Annotated in this window: 17 protein-coding genes; 10 read left to right on the top strand and 7 right to left on the bottom strand. The window is 67.2% G+C overall.

Translation table 11 applies throughout. From position 1 onward, the window contains the following. Positions 1 to 102 precede the first annotated feature (102 nt). The 6 genes from ABRP18_RS11200 (at position 103) to ABRP18_RS11175 (ending at position 7,241) form a co-directional block, all read left to right on the top strand. Positions 103 to 996 carry a glycosyltransferase gene (locus ABRP18_RS11200; protein ID WP_061015318.1) on the top strand — a complete coding sequence of 298 codons (894 nt, stop codon included), beginning with the start codon at positions 103 to 105 and terminating at the stop codon, positions 994 to 996. Further along, on the top strand, positions 993 to 2,258 hold the full coding sequence (locus ABRP18_RS11195; protein ID WP_061015317.1) for a lipopolysaccharide biosynthesis protein: 1,266 nt from the start codon (positions 993 to 995) through the stop codon (positions 2,256 to 2,258). The genes ABRP18_RS11200 and ABRP18_RS11195 overlap by 4 nt, the downstream gene beginning before the upstream one ends. A gap of 156 nt (positions 2,259 to 2,414) precedes the next feature. Next, entirely contained in the window at positions 2,415 to 4,445 is a 2,031-nt protein-coding gene (locus tag ABRP18_RS11190; RefSeq protein ID WP_374168941.1) for an acyltransferase family protein, read from the top strand. 93 nt (positions 4,446 to 4,538) lie between these two features. Next, positions 4,539 to 5,675, top strand: a complete 1,137-nt coding sequence (glf, locus tag ABRP18_RS11185) for a UDP-galactopyranose mutase (RefSeq protein ID WP_113680193.1) — start codon at positions 4,539 to 4,541, stop codon at positions 5,673 to 5,675. A gap of 10 nt (positions 5,676 to 5,685) precedes the next feature. After that, positions 5,686 to 6,504 (top strand): ABC transporter permease, encoded by an 819-nt coding sequence (locus ABRP18_RS11180; protein WP_046749515.1) that lies wholly within the window; start codon positions 5,686 to 5,688, stop codon positions 6,502 to 6,504. Beyond that, entirely contained in the window at positions 6,504 to 7,241 is a 738-nt protein-coding gene (locus ABRP18_RS11175; RefSeq protein ID WP_046749514.1) for an ABC transporter ATP-binding protein, read from the top strand. Before ABRP18_RS11180 ends, ABRP18_RS11175 begins: the two co-directional genes overlap by 1 nt. Before the next feature lie 19 nt (positions 7,242 to 7,260). Here ABRP18_RS11175 and ABRP18_RS11170 read toward each other — a convergent pair whose 3' ends face one another. From ABRP18_RS11170 to pseB, 3 genes are read right to left on the bottom strand one after another with little or no spacing between them, the layout of a single operon-like run. Continuing rightward, positions 7,261 to 7,992 (bottom strand): cytidylyltransferase domain-containing protein, encoded by a 732-nt coding sequence (locus ABRP18_RS11170; protein WP_113680192.1) that lies wholly within the window; start codon positions 7,990 to 7,992, stop codon positions 7,261 to 7,263. Further along, positions 7,989 to 9,113 (bottom strand): UDP-4-amino-4,6-dideoxy-N-acetyl-beta-L-altrosamine transaminase, encoded by a 1,125-nt coding sequence (gene pseC / locus ABRP18_RS11165; RefSeq protein WP_349884655.1) that lies wholly within the window; start codon positions 9,111 to 9,113, stop codon positions 7,989 to 7,991. The genes ABRP18_RS11170 and pseC overlap by 4 nt, the downstream gene beginning before the upstream one ends. Positions 9,114 to 9,115: 2 nt before the next feature. Continuing rightward, positions 9,116 to 10,105: a UDP-N-acetylglucosamine 4,6-dehydratase (inverting) gene (gene pseB / locus ABRP18_RS11160; RefSeq protein ID WP_058632621.1), complete on the bottom strand. Its 990-nt coding sequence runs from the start codon at positions 10,103 to 10,105 to the stop codon at positions 9,116 to 9,118. Positions 10,106 to 10,216: 111 nt separating this feature from the next. On the opposite strand from pseB, the gene ABRP18_RS11155 reads away from it, so the two are divergent. Next, positions 10,217 to 11,710: a bifunctional UDP-2,4-diacetamido-2,4,6-trideoxy-beta-L-altropyranose hydrolase/GNAT family N-acetyltransferase gene (locus ABRP18_RS11155; RefSeq protein ID WP_349884654.1), complete on the top strand. Its 1,494-nt coding sequence runs from the start codon at positions 10,217 to 10,219 to the stop codon at positions 11,708 to 11,710. Here ABRP18_RS11155 and pseI read toward each other — a convergent pair whose 3' ends face one another. Further along, the gene (pseI, locus tag ABRP18_RS11150; RefSeq protein WP_349884653.1) at positions 11,711 to 12,772 is read right to left on the bottom strand and encodes a pseudaminic acid synthase; all 1,062 of its coding nucleotides are present in this window, start codon (positions 12,770 to 12,772) and stop codon (positions 11,711 to 11,713) included. A gap of 130 nt (positions 12,773 to 12,902) precedes the next feature. On the opposite strand from pseI, the gene ABRP18_RS11145 reads away from it, so the two are divergent. Continuing rightward, positions 12,903 to 13,601, top strand: coding sequence for a hypothetical protein (locus ABRP18_RS11145; protein ID WP_349884652.1), 699 nt, complete (start codon positions 12,903 to 12,905; stop codon positions 13,599 to 13,601). A gap of 46 nt (positions 13,602 to 13,647) precedes the next feature. Then, a complete protein-coding gene (locus ABRP18_RS11140; RefSeq protein WP_058632624.1) occupies positions 13,648 to 14,013 on the top strand; it encodes a hypothetical protein in 366 nt (121 codons plus the stop codon). An 18-nt stretch (positions 14,014 to 14,031) separates the two neighbouring features. On the opposite strand, the gene ABRP18_RS11135 is transcribed toward ABRP18_RS11140, so the two are convergent. From ABRP18_RS11135 to ABRP18_RS11125, 3 genes are read right to left on the bottom strand one after another with little or no spacing between them, the layout of a single operon-like run. Continuing rightward, positions 14,032 to 14,622: a hypothetical protein gene (locus tag ABRP18_RS11135; RefSeq protein ID WP_058632625.1), complete on the bottom strand. Its 591-nt coding sequence runs from the start codon at positions 14,620 to 14,622 to the stop codon at positions 14,032 to 14,034. A gap of 4 nt (positions 14,623 to 14,626) precedes the next feature. After that, on the bottom strand, positions 14,627 to 15,589 hold the full coding sequence (locus tag ABRP18_RS11130; RefSeq protein ID WP_058632626.1) for a glycosyltransferase family 2 protein: 963 nt from the start codon (positions 15,587 to 15,589) through the stop codon (positions 14,627 to 14,629). After that, the gene (locus ABRP18_RS11125) at positions 15,586 to 17,484 is read right to left on the bottom strand and encodes a glycosyltransferase (protein ID WP_349884651.1); all 1,899 of its coding nucleotides are present in this window, start codon (positions 17,482 to 17,484) and stop codon (positions 15,586 to 15,588) included. Before ABRP18_RS11125 ends, ABRP18_RS11130 begins: the two co-directional genes overlap by 4 nt. Before the next feature lie 151 nt (positions 17,485 to 17,635). Between ABRP18_RS11125 and galE the strand changes: the two genes are divergently transcribed. Next, the gene (gene galE / locus ABRP18_RS11120; protein ID WP_141370932.1) at positions 17,636 to 18,625 is read left to right on the top strand and encodes a UDP-glucose 4-epimerase GalE; all 990 of its coding nucleotides are present in this window, start codon (positions 17,636 to 17,638) and stop codon (positions 18,623 to 18,625) included. Positions 18,626 to 18,635 lie beyond the last annotated feature (10 nt).

Here is an 18,635-nt window from a genome sequence, read left to right as displayed (position 1 = left end):
CCGCTGAGCGAGCCGTCCAGCCGACCTCGGTAGGATCGTCTGGCCCGTTGCCGGTGGATGTCCGCTGCTCCGGTTCGCCCGCCACCCCTACAGGAGCACTTGATGCCGCATCGCATAGTCGCCGTGATCCCGGTGTTCCGCGCACCCGAGAGTCTGCCGAGCACGATCGAGTCGATCCTGCGGCAGGTCGATTCCGTCGTGGTCGTCGACGACGGCTCCCGATCCGTCGACACCATCACGTTCCCGGAGCGGACCGAGGTCATCTCCGCCGGGGAGAACCGCGGTATCGCGACCGCTTTGAACACGGCGATCAGCCGGGCGCGCGAGCTCGGGGCGACGCACATCCTCACGCTCGATCAAGACTCTGCTCTGGCCGACGGGCATGTGGAACGTCTGTTGAGCCGCATCGACGCAGCAGAGGCGCAGGGCGTGAACGTCGCGGCCGCCGTGCCTGGCGTCGTCGGAGGAGCGCCGGTGCTGAACGATCCGACCGGTGGTCCGTTCGACCCGATCCAGTCCGGGCAACTGCTCCCGGTAGGTGCGTTCGAGGCGATCGGCGAGTTCCGCACGGATCTGTTCATCGACGCGGTCGACTCCGAGTTCACCGTGCGCGCACGCGAGGCCGGTTACCAGTTCCTCGTCGATGAGGGACTCGCGATGGAGCACGCTCTGGGGGAGGCGGTGCCGCTCTCGGTGTTCGGACGCCCGCTGGTCATCTTGGGAAAGCAGCGGCACGTGCTGTACCACGCTCCGTGGCGGACCTATTACATGGTCCGCAACAGCGTGTGGCTGTCGCGACAGTACGGCGCGGACCACCGGGGGTGGATGAGGCGTCGCAATCGCAAGATGGCGGAGATGGTGCTGTGGGGGAGCGTCCTCGCCCCCGACCGGGTCGCGCAGCTGCGCGCCGTCCGTGCCGGCTGGCGTGATGGCAGGCGCGGCACGCTCGGTCGCATCCGGCCCGATGTGCTCGGTCGGCTCGGTCGGCGAGCGTGAGCCGGCTGGGAGCGCTGCTTCGACACGACTTGCTGCGCCGGAGCGCGCTGTTCTCGGTCTCCATCGTCGCGTCCACGGTGGTGGGCATCGTCTCGATCCCGCTGCTGATCAGTACGATCGGCACCGACGAGTGGGCGCGTCTGTTCGTGCTCCAGATCATCGGCCAGTTCGCATCGATCTTCGTCGCGTTCGGGTGGGGGGCGACGGGCCCGAGCACCGTTTCCGCGCTCCCCGCGAGCAGCCGACGGCAGTTCCTCGCCGATTCGGTCGTCGCCCGAGTGCTCTTGTTCCTCATCGTCGGTCCGCTCGCCGTGATCCTGGGCATCGTGCTCGGCGCGGATCCGCTCGCGGCCGTGCTCGCCACGATCGCCTATGCCATCCCCGGAATCGGGGCCGCATGGTACTTCATCGGGACCAACAGGCCCGTGGCGATGCTCGTGTTCGACGCGCTGCCTGCCGTCCTGGGACAGGTCGCCGCGCTGGTCGCCGTGGTTATCGCGCCGACGTTGACCTCCTACCTCTACTGCGTCGCGTTCGCGACCGTCGCCGGCGTCGTCGGCGGTCTTCTCTTCGCACTGCGTAAGCGCGACGGAGTGCGCCTCCATCGCACGAGGGTGAAGGAGCTCGGATCGACGATGCGCGCACAGATCCCTGGGCTCGCGACGGTGCTCTTCGGCAACCTCTCGACCATGCTCCCGGTGCTCCTCGTCGACGTCTACATGAAACCCGTCCTGCCGATCTTCGCCGCCGTCGACAAGCTGTACCGGTACGGCGTGCTCGTACTCGCCCCCATCCTCCAGGCCGTGCAGGGGTGGGTGCCGGAAGCAGGACCGGAGCAGACCCGTCTGCGCGCAAGGGGCTCGCTGTGGGTGGGTCTGGCCGTGGGGCTGTTCGGCGGCGCCTGCTTCGCGTTCCTGGCAACCCCGATCTCCATCCCCTTGACCGTGGGGAAGGCCGTCATCCCGTTCGAGATCGCGCTCATCGCGGGGATCGGCTTCGCGGGGGAGTGCGTCGCGCAGATCGTGGGTCTCGCCGGGCTCGTCGCCCTCCACCGGGAGAGAGAGCTCGCGAAGTCATCGGTCGTCGCCGCCGTCATCAGCCTCCCGCTCATGATTCCTGCCGTGCTGCTGTGGGGTCTCATCGGGATCGTCGGTGTGATCGCGGCATCCGCCGTGCTCGTCGCGACCTATCGCACGACCGTGCTGCTGCGCGCGAGCAGCGCCCGCCACCTCGCCTCGGAGACACCGCCGACCGATCATTGAGGACGTCGCGACCACTCCCCGTCGTCGCGACGTTAGGCTGGGTGCGGCTACGGTCTCCCCGAACAGACCGCGGCGCCCGTTCGCCGGCATGGCCGCTCCGCTATGAAACAGACGTTGCTCGCGCCGTACCCGGGTGCTCCTCACGCCTCTGGGGGAGTGTCCTCGCACCGCGCCGACATCGACGGCCTCCGCGCCCTGGCGATCCTGCTCGTCGTCGTCTATCACGTGTGGCTCGGACGGGTCTCCGGCGGCGTCGACGTCTTCCTCATGGTCTCCGCGTTCTTCCTCACCGGGTCGTTCGCTCGGAGGATGCAAGAGGGGCGACCGCTGCAGCTCGGGTCGTTCTGGATCCGACGGTTCCTGCGCTTGGTCCCCGCCGCCGCTGTCACGATCGCGGGCGTGCTCGCCGTGGCCTTCCTCGCGTTCCCGCGGACCGAGTGGCCACGGGTATGGAGCGAGGCGTGGTCGAGCCTGTTCTACGTCGAGAACTGGACCCTCGCCTTCTCCGAGGTCGATTACTACGCGCGTGCGTCGCAGACCCCGAGCGTGTTCCAGCACTTCTGGTCGCTGTCGGTGCAGGGGCAGGTCTTTCTCCTGTGGCCGTTGCTCCTCGCCGGAGTATGGCTGACGCTCAGAACGCGTCGCCACCTGATCGTTCCCGCGCTGTTCGCCGTGTTCGGCATCATCTTCGTCGTGTCCCTGGTGTTCTCCGTCCTGGAGACGAACAGTGCGCAGGACTTCGCCTACTTCGACACCCGCACCCGGCTGTGGGAGTTCGCCGCTGGCTCTCTGGTCGCCTTGGCGCTGCCCGCTCTACGCGGTCCGATCCGCGGCGCCGCAACGCTCGGCTGGATCGGTGTGCTCGGGATCGCCGTCTGCGGCATCGTCATCGATGTGCAGGGAGGGTTCCCCGGCTATCTCGCGCTGTGGCCGATCCTCTGCGCAGCGCTCGTGATCATCGCCGGTCGGGACGGGGCTCGCGGCGGACCGACGGCGTTCCTCGCATCGCGTCCTCTCCGGTACGTGTCGCGCGACGCCTACGCGCTCTACCTGGTCCACTGGCCCGTTCTGGTGATCTGGATGGTCTTCTCCGGTCGATCCGAACCGGGGATGCTGGCGGGCCTCGGCATCATCGGGCTGTCCTTCGTCCTCGCGAGGCTGCTCTCCCGTTTCGTCGAGCAGCCTGTCCGGGAGGCAAAGGCTCTCCAAGGGTCGAAGAAGCTCGGGATCGAGGTGCTCGTCGCGGCCGTGCTGGTGGTCGCGATACCGCTCGGCGCGTGGCAGGGCACCATCGTGCAGCGCACCAATGCGATCCAGGCGAGTGACTCCCAGGGGTATCCGGGCGCGGCGCAGATCGACGCGCCCATCGATCTCGCGGGTATCGACCTGCCGTTGATCCCCGACCCCACGGCCCTCGATGCGGAGTGGGTCTACCTCGGGCAGGAGTGCACCGGCGATCTCGTCGCCCTCGAACCGGCCCTGGAAGACTCGTGCACGCAGACCGTGCGAGCCGCCGACCCAGGGACTCGGCGGGTCCTCGTGATGGGAGACTCGCATGCCCAGCAGCTGATGTCGCCGCTGCGGGTCTCCGCGGAGGGTCAGGACTGGGAGCTGATCGCTCTGCTCAGGGGCGGATGCTCGATCGCGATCGGCGCACCCTCCACCTCCACCGACACGGCTCCTTCCTCGGAGACCGCCTCTGATGCCGCGTCCTGCGAGGAATGGAGATCAGCGGCGATCGACTACGCCCTTCGCGTGCAGCCCGAGGCGGTCTACCTCGTCGTCACACGTGCCAGCCCGGCATCACCGGAGGTCTTGGTGGACGGGATCGAGGACATCGTGTCGCTGTTGCTCGACCGCGGTATCCAGGTGATCGCCGTACGTGACAATCCGCGGTTCGACTTCGACATGTACGGCTGCGTCTACGCGGCCGACGAGATGTGCGATGTTCCGGAGATCGGGTTCGAGGAGGGGGTCTCCCTGGATGCGCTCGCTGAGCGCGAGGGGATCACCGCCGTCGATTTCCGACCGTGGATGTGCCCGGAATCCATCTGCCTCGGCGTGATCGGGAACGTCGCCGTGTACATCGACGACAACCACGTCTCCGACACGTACGGGCGCACACTCGCCCCGATGCTGCAGGCGATGCTGGATGAGGGCGAGGTGCTTCCGCCGACGGGCGGCTGACACGGTTCCCCTGGTGAGCCCCGGTAGAGTGGAGAACCTGTGTGGCGCGCGTTCTCGTGCGCATCGGAGCCTCATCGGGCAGAAAGCAGCAACATGGATCTCCTCGTCGTCGGATCGGGCTTCTTCGGCCTCACCATCGCAGAGCGCGCCGCGAACGCCGGCCGCAAGGTCACGGTCATCGACCGTCGCCACCACATCGGCGGCAACGCCTACAGCGAGGCCGAGCCGCAGACCGGTATCGAGGTGCACCGCTACGGCGCCCACCTCTTCCACACGTCGAACGCCACGGTGTGGGAGTACGTCAACCGATTCACGAGCTTCACCAACTACGTCCACCGCGTCTACACCACGCACAAGGGCGTGGTCTTCCCAATGCCGGTGAACCTGGGCACGATCAACCAGTTCTTCCAGGCGGCGTACACGCCGGACCAGGCTCGGGCTCTGGTCAGGGAGCAGGCGGGGGAGTTCGACGTAAAGTCGGCGACGAACTTCGAGGAGAAGGGCATCGCTCTCGTCGGGCGTCCGCTGTTCGAGGCGTTCTTCCGCGACTACACCGCCAAGCAGTGGCAGACGGATCCGCACAAGCTCTCCGGCGACATCATCAGCCGTCTGCCCGTGCGCTACACCTACGACAACCGCTACTTCAACGACACCTGGGAAGGTCTCCCCACCGACGGCTACACCGCCTGGATCGAGCGGATGGCCGACCACCCGAACATCGAGGTCAAGCTAGGCGTCGACTACTTCGACGACTCGCAGCCGCTGAACAAGAAGGCCACGGTCGGTCAGCTGCCGGTCGTGTACACCGGGCCGGTCGACCGCTACTTCGACTACGCGGAGGGTGCGCTCAGCTGGCGCACGCTCGACTTCGAGCAGGAAGTGCTCAGCGTCGGGGACTTCCAGGGCACCAGCGTCATGAACTACCCGGACATGGATGTGCCCTACACGCGCATCCACGAGTTCAAGCACTTCCACCCCGAGCGCAAGGACGTCTACGCGCAGGACAAGACGGTCATCATGCGGGAGTTCTCGCGATTCGCCGAGCGCGACGATGAGCCGTACTACCCGGTGAACACCCCGACCGACCGTGACGGCCTGCTGGCCTACCGCGAGTTGACCAAGGGCGAGACCGACGTGCACTTCGGCGGCCGTCTCGGCACGTACCAGTACCTCGACATGCACATGGCCATCGGCTCTGCGCTGTCGATGTGGAACAACGAGCTCGCCTAGACTCGGCACTGTGAGTCACGCTGCTGTCGGGGCGCCGGGGACGCCGCGGCGATACCTTCACTCGCTGTGGCTGCTCTCGGCCCGAGACCTGAAGGTCCGCTATTCGACGAGCATCCTCGGCTACCTGTGGTCCGTGCTCGATCCGCTCGTCATGAGTGTGATCTACTGGTTCGTCTTCACGCAGGTGTTCAAGCGGGACGTCGGGGAAGAGCCGTACATCATCTTCCTCATCAGCGCGCTGCTGCCCTGGGTGTGGTTCAACAGTTCGGTCTCCGACTTCACGAAGGCCTTCAAGAAGGACTCGCGGTTGGTGCGTTCGACGGCCATCCCTCGATCGATCTGGGTGAACCGGATCGTGCTGAGCAAGGGCATCGAGTTCCTCTTCTCGCTGCCGGTCCTCGTGCTGTTCATCGTCGTGAACCTTCTGGTCGAAGCCGATCCGAACCGGACGGTGCAGATCGGGTGGGGCGTCCTCTGGCTTCCCCTGGCCGTCGTGCTGCAGACCATCCTCCTCATCGGGCTCGGCCTGCTGGTGGCGCCCCTGTGCGTGCTCTTCGTCGACCTGGAGCGCACGACGGCGCTGATCCTGCGGGCGATGTTCTACGCGACGCCGATCATCTACAACGTGACCGATCTGCCGGGGATCTTCCAGACCCTCGGAGCCTTCAACCCGCTGGCCGGCATCTTCATGCTCTACCGGATGCCGTTCTTCCCCGACCAGTGGAACACGTTCACGCTGACGATCAGCATCGCGATGAGCCTGCTGATCCTCGCGCTGGGGATCTGGGCCTTCCGCAAGCTCGAGCGACCCGTGCTGAAGGAGCTGTGATGGCGACCGCGATCGAAGTCAGCAGCCTCGGAGTGCGTTTCCGTCGCAACCGACGCGGGTCCCGCAGTTTCAAGGATCTGTTCGGCGGCGCCTCCCGCCGCTCCCGACCCGGAGAGTTCTGGGCGCTTCGGGACGTGTCCTTCTCGGTCCGATCCGGAGAATCGATCGGTGTGGTGGGCCGGAACGGTCAGGGGAAATCGACGCTCCTCCGGCTCGTGGCGAAGGTGCTCCTTCCGGACGAAGGCACGGTGACCGTCAACGGCGGAGTCGCACCGCTCATCGAGATCACCGGTGGATTCGTCGGCGACCTCACGGTGCGGGAGAACGTCCGACTCACCGCTGGTCTGCATGGGATGTCCCGCGAGGAGGTGTCGCGGCGCTACGACGGCATCATCGAGTTCGCAGAGCTCGCCGGCTTCGAGGACACCCCCTACAAGCACCTGTCGAACGGCATGAAGGTGCGGCTGGCCTTCGCGGTCGTGTCGCAGCTCGACGAGCCGATCCTCCTCGTCGACGAGGTGCTCGCGGTGGGGGACAAGGCGTTCCGCGAGAAGTGCTATCGACGCATCGACGAGCTGCTCGCCGATGGGCGCACGCTCTTCTTCGTCAGCCACAACGAACGCGACCTGCGCCGTTTCTGCACGCGTGGCCTCTACCTCGACAAGGGCGCTCTGGTCCTCGACGCGCCGATCGCCGAGGTCCTCGACCGTTACAACGAGGACTACAACGCGCGCTGACGCACGTCGGCTCGGGAAGTCACTCCCCGAGCTTCTTCTGCTCCACGTCCGCGTTCAGGGCCACCAGCTCGGGGTGGGCTTCGAGGACCTCGATGATCTCGTCGGCGCTGAGGTCAGCCGCGCTGTAGGTCTCGACGAGGGCGCGGATGACCGCGAGGTCCTCCGGGGTGTCGACGGTGACGCGGAAGCGCGACGCGTCGCGCGTGCCGGTGATGGCGTGCAGGCGCGTATCGGCTCCCCGGCCGCTGTAGAGGAACGGGGTGACGTGCTCGCGATCGGCGGGAAGGGATGCCCGTGCGTCCGCTTCGAGAAGCGCAGCGGCGGAGAACACCTCGAAATCGAAGCCACGGGGATAGGTCCGCTCGAGCACGTTGGACACGTGTGCGGTGGGGTCCGCGAGTTCGGCGAACCGCTCGATGCCCCGCCGGACGAGCGCGGGGTCGATGAGGGGGCAGTCCGACGTGACGCGCACGACCACGTCGAGCCCGGCATCGCGCGCGGCGCCTGCGAACCGTCCCAGCACGTCGGTCTCGCTGCCACGGAAGACGCGCGCTCCTCGGGACACCGCGAGCGCCGCGATCGGATCGTCGCTCGCATTCGTCGTCGTGGCGACGACCAGTGGCAGGTCGAGCTTCTGCAGCCTGTCGATGTGATGGTCGAGCAGGGTGCGTCCGCCCGCGGCGAGCAGGACCTTGCCGGGGAGCCGGGTGCTGGTCATCCGCGCCTGCGTGATGATCCCGACTCGTGTCACCGCAGCGCCTCCGCGAGGGCGTCGACGACCTGGTCGACCTGCGAATCGGTCAGCTCAGGGTGGATCGGAAGCGACAGCTCCTCGCGGTAGAAGGCCTCCGCGTTCGGGCACATCCCTCGCCGGTAGCCCGCGTCGGCGTACACCGGATGCCAGTAGACGGGCATGTAGTTGACCTGGACACCGACGCCGAGTTCCCGCATCCGATCGAAGACCTCACGACGTCGCCCGTCGAGGATGCGCACGGGGTAGAGGTGACGCATCGCGTCGACGTTCTCGCGCTGGACCGGGCGGCGCACGCCGTCGAGATCGGCTAGTGCGTCGTCGTAGCGCCGCGTGATCTCCGCGCGCCGACGTTTGAACGCGTCGAGTCTGGAGAGCTGGGACAGGCCGAGCGCGCAGGCGATGTCGGTGAGTCGGTAGTTCACGCCGAACTCGTGCACCTCCTGATGCCAGGCACCCTCGCCGGGCACCTGGAAGCGCGAGGCATCCCGCACGAGACCGATGTTGTGGAACTCGTGCGCACGCTGTGCCAGCTCGGGATCCTTGGCGACGAGCGCTCCGCCCTCGCCGGTGGTGAGGTTCTTCGTCGGGAAGAACGACAGCGTCGTGATGTCGGCGAGATCGCCCACCGGCCGGCCGTTGTAGGTGCTGCCGATGGAGTGCGCGGCATCGTCGAGGACGCGGGCTCCGTAGCGCGCCGCCGTCGCCGTGAGCCGGTCGTAGTCAGCGGGGTGACCGGCGTAGTCGACGGCGGTGATGATCCGGGTGCGGTCGTCGATGAGGGCATCCACCGCGGCCGGGTCGATGAGGGCGGTGTCCTCCTCCACATCGGCGAAGACGATCCGTGCACCGCGCATGGACGCGGTCGACGTCGTCGCGATGAAGGTCATGGGCGTGGAGATGACGACGTCGCCCTCGGAGATCCCTGCTGCCGCATACGCCATGTGCAGCGCCGCCGTGCCCGAGGTGGCCGTCACCGCGCGATGTCCGCCGGTGAGCTCGCTGATCTTCGACTCGAAGGCGGAGACGAGGGGTCCGGTGGTGAGCCAGTCGCCGCGGAGGACGTCGACGACGGCCTGGATGTCATCATCGGAGATGGACTGTCTCCCGTACGGCAGCATCCTCAGATACCCGCTTCGATGATGGCCGCGATCTCGGCCTGCGAGTACCACCGGTCGTTGCTGTCGGATCGGTAGGCGAAGCCTTCGGGCACCGGAACGGCATCCTTCGGGACGCGATAGCCCCACGATGCGAGGTCGGGCTGGATGATGAAGTACTTGCCGTCGGCGACCACCACGGCACGACGGCCTTCCTCGGGGCTGATCATCTCCTCGTGCAGCTTCTCGCCGGGGCGCAGGCCCACGTCGACGAGGTCTGCACCGGGCACGACGGCGTGCGCGAGGTCGGTCACCTTCATCGACGGGATGCGGGGGACCAGCAGCTCACCGCCCTGCATGAGCTCGAAGGTGTCGACGACCATCTCGACGGCCTGCGGCAGCGTGATGAAGAATCGCGTGCAGCGCAGGTCGGTGATCGGCAGCGGCTTGCCTTCGGCTCCGAGCCTCTCGAAGAACGGGATGACCGAGCCGCGCGAGCCCATGACGTTCCCGTACCGCACCACGGCGAAGCGCGTGTCGTAGGCGGCCGCGTAGTGGTTCCCGGTGATGAAGAGCTTGTCGGCTGTTAGCTTGGTGGCGCCGTACAGGTTGATGGGGCTGGAGGCCTTGTCCGTCGACAGGGCGACGACCCGCTTCACGCCCGCATCGATCGACGCCTCGATCACGTTCTGGCTGCCGAGCACGTTGGTCTTGACGAACTCGAACGGGTTGTACTCCGCGGTGTCGACCTGCTTGAGCGCGGCTGCATGCACCACGTAGTCGACTCCGTGCAGAGCGCGGACGAGGCGCCGCTCGTCGCGGATGTCGCCGATGAACCAGCGCAGCCGCGGGTCGTCGCCGAACTGCTGCCGCACCTCGTACTGCTTCAGCTCGTCACGGGAGAAGACGACGAGACGTCGCGGATCGAGGTGCGTCAGCGCATGGCGGATGAACGCCTTGCCGAACGATCCTGTGCCGCCTGTGATGAGGATGCTCGAGCCCTCGAGAACCGACACTCTGTCTCCCTCAGCGTCGTGGAATGGTGCGGATTCCCGGGTTGAATCACGCCCGGCCTATCCTATCGGGTGGGTACGGGCGTGCCCGCGGACGGTGATGAAGGGCGAACGATGAGTCGACGAGGGGCCCTCCTCCATTGCAATGCCGGGGTCGAGTACGGCATGGGGCACCTCATGCGCACGCTCGCGATCGCCGCCGTCGCCAGGAAACGCGGATGGTCGGTGTCGCTCATCGGCGACATCGACGAGGCCGGGTCGGCCGCCGCGCACCGCATCGAGCCCGACCTCGCCGTCCGGTCCATCCGCGCGGCAGAGTCTCCCGAAGCGCTGGTCGCAGCGGCAGGAGAGGCGGACGTCCTGCACCTCGACGCGTACACGGACGTGCCGGACGTCCGCGGCTTCGGGGCTCTGGTGAGCAACATGCAGGACGGCCCCTACGGCGTGAGGGCAGCCGATCTCTCGATCGACGCGAACCTCGGAGCAGAGGCGACGTTCGCCCGTCCTGACCTCACCCGCCACCCTCTGGCCGGCCTCGATGTCGCGGTGGTACGCGAGCAGGTGCTCCGTCAGCGCGCCGCATCACACCGGCCAGGCGCAGTGCCCCGCGTGCTCGTCGTCATGGGCGGCTCCGACCCCCAGGGGCTCACGGCCCGCGTCATGGGGGCGCTCGACGGTGTGCCCGCGCCGCTTCGCGTCACCGTGGTCGATCCGCGCGGCCGGGAGGAGGTGCGGGAGGCTGCCACCGCATCCGTTCATGACGTGCAGGTGCGCGGTTTCGTCGATGATCTGCCTGCCCTGGCGCGTGAGCATGATCTCGCGGTGACCGCGGCCGGGACATCCGTGTGGGACTTCGCGTGCATGGGCGTCCCGATGGCCGTCCTGTGCGCGGTCGACAATCAGCGTCCTGGCTACACGCACGTCGTGAGGCGAGGGCTCGCGGTGGGGCTCGGCGTTCCGCCCCATGCCGATCTGGAGGCACGGGTCGTCGAGCTGGGTGCTCTTCTGCGTGACGGCGACGCGCTGGCGGCGCAGTCAGCCGCGCTTCGGGACACGGTCGACGGGCTCGGGACATGGCGGATCGTCGCATCCTGGGAGCAACTCGTCGATGCAGGGCCCGACGAGCCCCGTCCCTCGCTTCCGATCGGCGTGCGCCCGGCGACGCGAGACGACGCCAGGGTGCTCTACGACTGGCGCAACGACGAGTCCACTCGAGCGCACTCCCGGTCGGGCGAACCTCTCAAGTGGAGTTCGCACCTCTCGTGGCTCGACCGCACCCTCGCCGATCCGGACCGGCGGCTCCTGGTCGTAGAGTCGGAAGGACGACCGGTGGCCTCGACGCGGTGGGACCGGCGTTCCGCGACGGACTGGGAGGCGTCGATCACGATGGCCCCGGAACAGCGCGGACGTGGTCTCGCCGGTGCTGTGCTCGCCGCCTCGGAACAAGCCCTGATCGTGGATGCGCCGAGTCGCCTCCTCGCGACCGTTCACACCGCGAACACGGCCTCTTCGAAGCTGTTCCGGCGGGCGGGGTACCTGCCGCACCACCCCGCCGACGTCGCCGGCTTCGCCACCTTCGCGAAGTGGCGTCTCTCGCCGGCTGGCTGACTAGAGCAGGTCCCAGGACAGCGGAGTGCCTCGGTCCGCATCACGAGTGAAACGGCGCCCTTCGACCAGCCCGTAGGCCTCCGGTGCCAGACCGCCGGCGGGGCGGATCGAGCGGACGTTCGCCGCGCTGACGACGTCGCCGGCGCGCACATCCGCTGTCACATACAGGGACCGACGGAGTGCGAGGACGGTCTGCTCCTGCGGGGTGGGACCGAAGGCGGTTCCGCTTCCTGCGGCGATCCGTGCCTGCTCCGACGCGCTGACCAGCGAGGCGAACTCGGCTGGGCTCAGGGAGAAGTCGGCGTCCACGCCTCCGTCCCCCCGGTCGAGGGTGACATGCTTCTCGATCGCCACGGCCCCGAGAGCCGCCGCCGCCACGGCGACCCCGATGCCGAGGGTGTGGTCGGAGAGGCCGACGGGCACGTCGAAGGCGTCGCGCAGCGTCCGGATGTTGCCCAGTCGCGCCTCTTCAGGGATGGCCGGGTAGGCCGCGGTGCAGGCGAGCAGCACCAGCTGAGTGTTGCCGGAGTCGCGGATGGCCGTGACCGCGGCGTCGATCTCGGAGAGGGTGGCCATACCCGTCGATACGATCATGGGCTTCCCCGTGCGAGCGACCTCGCGGAGGAGCGGAAGGTCGACGATCTCCGCGGACGCCGTCTTGTAGAGCTCGACGCCGAGACCCTCGAGGAACTCGACGGAAGTCGGATCGAACGGCGTGGAGAAGGGGATCAGGCCGTGTGTGGCGGCGCGCTCGAAGATGGGCGCATGCCACTCCCAGGGCGTGTGCGCCTCCTGGTACAACGAGTACAGATTGCGTCCACCCCAGAGATCGTGGTCGCCCTTCACGCGGAACTCGGGGCGGTCGGAGTCGATCGTGAGCGTGTCGGCGGTGTAGGTCTGGATCTTGAGGGCATTCGCCCCGGTCGATGCCACGGCATCCACGATCGCGAGCGCTCGTTCGAGATCTCCGTTGTGGTTGCCCGACATCTCGGCGATCGTGAACACGGGGGAACCGGTGCCGATCTTCGCCGAGGAGAGATCGATGGTCTGCGCAGAAGTCACGCCGACAACTCTAGACGGGGGAGTTCCTCGAAGACGCGACCTGCCTTGCTCGGGGAGGTGCGCTCCGGCCCCGCGGACCCCAGGACCGTAATTCCGGATGAGCCGGAATATTGCCCTAAGCTGTGGGTCTATGGGGCGTGTGACGGAGCTCGTCGGGGACGAGCGTGCGGCGACTGGCGAGGAAGCCTTCTACGACCGGCTTCGACCGCTGGTGGAGTCGTTCGGCCGCCCCGAGGGGATCCGCCGGGTCGCAGTGGTGGGGAATCAGCCTCTGGACGAGTCTCCGGAACGTGCGGAGCGGATCGACTCCGCAGACCTCGTCATCCGCGTCAACGGCTTCCGCATGGATGACATCGACGGGCCGGCCACCGTCGGGAGGCGCGTCGACGTCGTGGTCTTCAACCGTGGGGTGCGACCGACCCCGTGGTTCTTCTCGGATTACACCGACCGTCTCTACCTCATGATCGAACCGGGGCGGCTGCTGTGGGAGAACCCGAAGACCCCCGACTTCTGGCCGCCGGACCTGGGCATCGTGACGATGCCGAACCGTGAGGTGATCCTCCCGCTCGGCGAGGCGATGGGAGTGGATCCGCACGAGGGCGGCCAATGGGCGACCACGGGAACGGTGATGCTCTGGATCGCGACCAGGCTGTTCCCTGATGTCGAGATGGACGTCACCGGTTTCTCCTTCGTGGATGCGCCGGATCAGACCGCCTGGAACCACGCTTACGGAGACCCGTCAGCTGTCGGCGCCGAACACCGCATCGACCTCGAATCCATGCTCTTGCGCGAGTGGATCGACTCCGGGCGTATCTCCTATCACCGCTGATCTCCAGACCCGACCATCACCAATCACCCGAATGATTGAGGACTGAATGCTGAACCGAATCCGTCGACGGATCGACGCTGCCGTCGTGCGCCGCGTTGATGCCAGAGTGGACGCACGCCTCGAAGAGGCCTTCGCGAACCTCGAGGGCGCCCGCGCCGACTACGAGGCTCGCTTGGCCGGCAACCAAGCGGACTTCTCCTACATCCGCTCCGAGTTCGATCGCATCGCCCCGCAGGTCGCTGCGTTGGAGCAGCGCTTCGAGTGGCTGCGTCATCAGCTCGACCTCACGAACGAGGATCCGGAGAGCGACCTCGTACGGGCGAGAGCCGAACACGAGCGTGCCCGTATCCGGCTCGAGCTCGCTTCGCACTATGAGGAGCGTCTCCGTCGTCTCGAGTCGCCCGCTCGATAGCCGCGGGCGACTCGGGCGCTAGAGGCCGGCGAGGCTGCGCAGCTGGTCGACGCTGACGCGTGCGGCGTCGACGGCCTGACCGACGTTCGATCCGGAGGACACGGCGGAGCGCAGCGCGCTCAGTCGGCTCGAGTACTCGCTCGTCGTCGTGTTCCAGTCCTCGGCGATCGACGAAGGCGGCAGCGCCTCCGACAGGCGCTGTGCGTCTCCCTGCATCGTGTCCAGGACGGAATTGACGTCTCCATCGCCTTCGGACACGATGTCCAGCCCGACCAGCGCCGATTCTAGCCAGACGCCGACGCGGTCGCGGAACGCGGGAAGGGACGGGTCCTCCACGGGTGGGGGAGTGTCGACCGGAGCCGTAGGGTCGGGGGATGCGGATGGAACCGCGGAGGGCGTCTGCGTCGGCGTCGGGGTCGTCGTCGCCGTCGGAGACGCCGAAGCGCCCGGCGCCGGTGACCCGCCCCTGGGGAGGAGGAAGAACAGCAGCGCGGCCACGACGAGCAGGGCGAGGACGGAGAGTCCGACGATCAACCAGACTCGTCCGCGGTTGCGCGGCTTGGGTTCGATGGGGGCCCAACGGAGCTCGGGCTGCGGTTCGTCGGTCATGCCCTCATCCTTCCAGCGGAGCCATCGGCTGCCAGGACCGATCACGGGCGAGTCTGCCGCCTTCTCTCAGGCCTCGGAACAGGTTGCTGGTGCCGCGGACCGTCCTCTCCACGAACACCAGTCGGATGAGCTCCTTCGCGAAGGTCATCGCCGTCCCCAGCCCGAACAGCACCGGGTTGTAGACGCCGTGCACGCGGTAGTAATTCTTGATGTAGGCGCGATTGCGCATGATGTAGAAGCGGTAGGCGTTGCTCGACGCGTTCATGTGCCGGATGCCCATGTCCCATTGCTTGATCTCGCGGGTGCGGCGCAGCACGAACTCGTCCACGATCACCGCGGTCGTCTTGCGAGACGCGAGCCACCCGTACATCTGGTCGTCCCAGTAGATGAAGAAACGAGGGTCTGGCAGGCCGATCTGCGCGACGACGGAACGGTGGATGAACATGCCCTCGAAGCAGCCGCTGTTCATCTCCTTGTAGCCGGAAGTGTCGAAACCGGACGGCGCGAACGGGATCGGGATGCCCATGCGCTCGGCGATGCGGTACTGCCAGTAGAACTCGCTGCCGTCGTAGTCGTACCGGCGCCCCTGGATGCTCTTGAAACGCGGAGTCCAGAAGCCCATCCTGGCCAGGCCGTCCGGAAGGACCTCGACGTCGTCGTCCATCATCCAGATCCATTCGGCGCCGAGGTCGTATGCGGTGCGCATCCCCTCGCTGAAGCCGCCTGATCCGCCCGTGTTGGTGTCGAGACGGCGGTACACGATCTCGGTACCGATGCTGTCGCGGAACGACTCGACCACGTCCGTGGTGTCGTCCACCGACGCGTTGTCGATGATCACGATACGACCAGGCTTCGGGTCCATCGCGGTGATGCTCGTGAGCAGTCCGGTGAGAAGGTGCGAGCGGTTGTAGGTGACGATGACGATCGTCGCCGTGGTCGGGTCGAATGCAGCGGGTGCCGCGGTCATGCCTTCTCCTTGAGGATCTGCTGCCAGGACGTGGAGGAGACGAGCTCGGGGAGCGCGTCACGATAGTGCTTCTGCAGTTCGGGCCAACGGCGGCGCAGCTCGGCGTGCAGCCGGAGGGAGTCGCGGAGCATCCGGCGGTGGGTGCGCCTGTCACGGACATAGTGGAGCTTTCCGGCGGAATCCGCGGTCTCGACGAGCGCACTGTCGACGCTGCCCAGCCGCCACCAGACGGCGTCCTTCTTCCGGAACTCCGTCTCGGGCGCCGCGACGTTCTCCGGAGCAGGACGGTGGAACCAGTTCGAGACCAGCGTGGAGAGGGTCAGCCACCGCAGCTTCATCCCCTCCGGACTCATCGGTTCCTGCAGGTACCGGCGTCGTCCCGTCCGCGGGCGCCCGAGGTTCGACGTGTCGTGGTGCACGACCGTCTCCGGGAAGTCGGACGCGATCGCCCGGGCTGCGGGCATCGCTGTCGCGAGGCTCTCTCGCAGATGACGCGGCCCGGCCAGGACGTCCCGCAGTGCCTTCGCGCGAAGGGCCACGGGGTAGTACTGCATCATCATGAGGTGTTTGAGGTCGACGCGACGGCTGTGCACCAGGAGCCGTCCGCTGCGGGGGGCATTCGAGTGCAGGAGCGCGGCGACGATCCGATTTCGGGCATGGAAGTACGCCTGCCAGTCGATCATGTCGTCCTTGTGCACCCATGACACGTGCCACAGGGCGACGCCGGGAAGGGATACGGTGCGGAAACCGGCCTCGCCCGCGCGCAGACAGAACTCGGCATCGTCCCACTTGATGAACGCCGGTAGGGCGAGTCCGACTTCGCGGATCACCTCGAGCGGGATGAGGCACATCCACCACCCGTTGTAATCGGCCTCCATGCGCGCGTGCAGGAAGGGGGAATCCCGCAGGCTCGCCGTCGCGAAGTCGTGGGGCATCCGCTCCGGATTGGTGTCGCCCCAGGCGAAGGCCGGCTCGTCGACGACCTCAGCCCAGCCGTGCAGTGTGCAGCGTGCCATCAGGTCGAACATGTGGCCACCGACGATGGTGGGCTCGCTCGTGTAGCGGGCGAACACGATCGAGCGACGGAGGGCCTCAGGCTCGAGTCGCACATCATCGTCGAGCAGCTGCACGAACTCGCTCTCCGGACGCAGGAGCGATTCCTGCATGGCCCGAGCGAATCCACCGGATCCGCCGAGGTTGTCCTGCCGGATCACGCGAAGCGTGTCGCCGAGGAGGGCGGAGACGGCTTCGTATCCATCCTGCTCGGCGACCAAGCGGGTGCCTTGGTCGACGAGGAAGATACGGTCGACCAGCGACAGCACATCGGGGGACGATGCCAGCGTCCGCAGCGTTTCGATGCAGTAATCCGGCTTGTCGAACGTCGTGATGCCGAGCGAGGCCTTCCCGGTTCGGACCGGCTCGTGCTCCGTCTCCCAGCGCGCACCGTTCAGGACGACGGGCTCCTCATCCGCGACGACATCGAACCAGATCCAGCCGCCGTCGTCGTGGGGGCCGAGATCGAGATCGAAGGTCGTCGTGGCGTCTCCGACGACGGAGCGCGCCTCGATCCGGCGGGACTCGCCCTGTGCATCCGAACGATGCAGCAGCACGGTGCCCGATCCGGTGGAGCGCACGGTGAGACGCACGTCCCGCACGCCCGTCCAGTGGCGCCAGTATGCGGCGGGGAAGGCGTTGAAATAGGTGCTGAAAGACCACGTGCTCTTCGCCGGGACCCGCGCACTGGAGCGGTCGAGGATGCCCTCGATCGGTGTGATCGCCGCACGCGCCGCGCGTTCGTCCTCGGTGTCAGGTCGATGCTCGGCGTCCACGTAGAGGGGGAACACATCGGGGTCGTCGCCACCGGGGAAGACGACGTTCTGCAGGACGTATGCCACGGGTTGGTTTCTCCGATGTTGGTGTCACAGGCGGTTGTCGTGGGGACAGCGGCCGGACTCGACGAGCAGAGAGTAGCCTACCGTCCGCTCCCTTCGGATCAGCGGAGAGGCTCACCTCGGTGGCGAAGGGGCGACGGTTAGACTGGCTGCGATGAAGGTACTGATCACCGGCGGCGCCGGATACATCGGATCCACGGTCGCCACCGCGTGCATCGAGGCGGGCATCGACGTGGTCATCCTCGACGACCTCTCCAAGGGGCTCCGAGCCTTCTGCGAGGGTCGCGCGTTCTACGAGGGCGACATCGCCGACCAGGTGGTCCTGGAACGTCTGCTCGCCGAGCACCCCGACATCGATGCGGTCATCCACTGCGCTGCACGTATCGTCGTGCCCGAGTCGGTCACGGATCCCCTCGGCTACTACGAGACCAACGTGGGAAAGACGATCGTGCTGCTCCAGCATCTGCGTGACGCGGGGATCCCACGCATCGTGTTCAGCTCTTCCGCTGCCGTCTACGAGGGGGAGAGCGGTGCGGGGGTCGATGAGGACGCTCCGCTGGCTCCCTCGAGTCCCTATGCCACGACGAAGGCGATGGTCGAGCAGATCCTCGAGGATGCGGCCTCCAACGGCGACTTCCGTGCGATCGCTCTCCGCTACTTCAACCCCATCGGCGCCGATCCGCAGATGCGCACCGGGCTGCAGAACCCTCTGCCTTCGCATGCTCTCGGGAAGATCATGCAGTCCCATGCCGCCGCCGAGGCCTTCTCGATCACCGGAACCGACTGGCCGACCAGGGACGGATCCGGGCTGCGAGACTACATCCACGTCTGGGACCTCGCGCTCGCGCACGTGGCGGCCGTCGAGCGATTCGACGAGGTCGCGACGGCGGACGACCCCTATCGGGTGATCAACATCGGCACCGGGGAGGGCGTGACCGTCCGCGAGCTGGTGGCGGCCTTCGAGCGGGTCACGGGTGAGGCTCTCGCCGTCGTCGAGACCGCGCGGCGTCCCGGCGATCAGGCCGGCGCGTTCGCGATCGTCGATCGTGCGGCTGAGGTGCTGGACTGGCGTGCCGAGCGCTCGGTGGACGACGGGGTCCGCGACGCGATCACCTGGGCGGAGAAGCTGCCCTCCATCCGCTGACGGCGCCCCT

It is taken from the genome of Microbacterium sp. WHRI 7836, assembly GCF_040223885.2.
GTDB lineage: Bacteria > Actinomycetota > Actinomycetes > Actinomycetales > Microbacteriaceae > Microbacterium > Microbacterium oxydans.
This window is presented reverse-complemented; position numbering and strand designations above follow the sequence as displayed.

What these genes read in the sequence shown, in the direction of transcription:
- ABRP18_RS11200 (WP_061015318.1), top strand. Translation starts at nt 103, where the DNA reads ATGCCGCATCGCATAGTCGCCGTGATCCCGGTGTTCCGCGCACCCGAG.
- glf (WP_113680193.1), top strand. Translation starts at nt 4,539, where the DNA reads ATGGATCTCCTCGTCGTCGGATCGGGCTTCTTCGGCCTCACCATCGCA.
- ABRP18_RS11175 (WP_046749514.1), top strand. Translation starts at nt 6,504, where the DNA reads ATGGCGACCGCGATCGAAGTCAGCAGCCTCGGAGTGCGTTTCCGTCGC.
- pseC (WP_349884655.1), bottom strand. Translation starts at nt 9,113, where the DNA reads ATGCTGCCGTACGGGAGACAGTCCATCTCCGATGATGACATCCAGGCC.
- ABRP18_RS11155 (WP_349884654.1), top strand. Translation starts at nt 10,217, where the DNA reads ATGAGTCGACGAGGGGCCCTCCTCCATTGCAATGCCGGGGTCGAGTAC.
- ABRP18_RS11145 (WP_349884652.1), top strand. Translation starts at nt 12,903, where the DNA reads ATGGGGCGTGTGACGGAGCTCGTCGGGGACGAGCGTGCGGCGACTGGC.
- ABRP18_RS11140 (WP_058632624.1), top strand. Translation starts at nt 13,648, where the DNA reads ATGCTGAACCGAATCCGTCGACGGATCGACGCTGCCGTCGTGCGCCGC.
- ABRP18_RS11135 (WP_058632625.1), bottom strand. Translation starts at nt 14,622, where the DNA reads ATGACCGACGAACCGCAGCCCGAGCTCCGTTGGGCCCCCATCGAACCC.
- ABRP18_RS11130 (WP_058632626.1), bottom strand. Translation starts at nt 15,589, where the DNA reads ATGACCGCGGCACCCGCTGCATTCGACCCGACCACGGCGACGATCGTC.
- galE (WP_141370932.1), top strand. Translation starts at nt 17,636, where the DNA reads ATGAAGGTACTGATCACCGGCGGCGCCGGATACATCGGATCCACGGTC.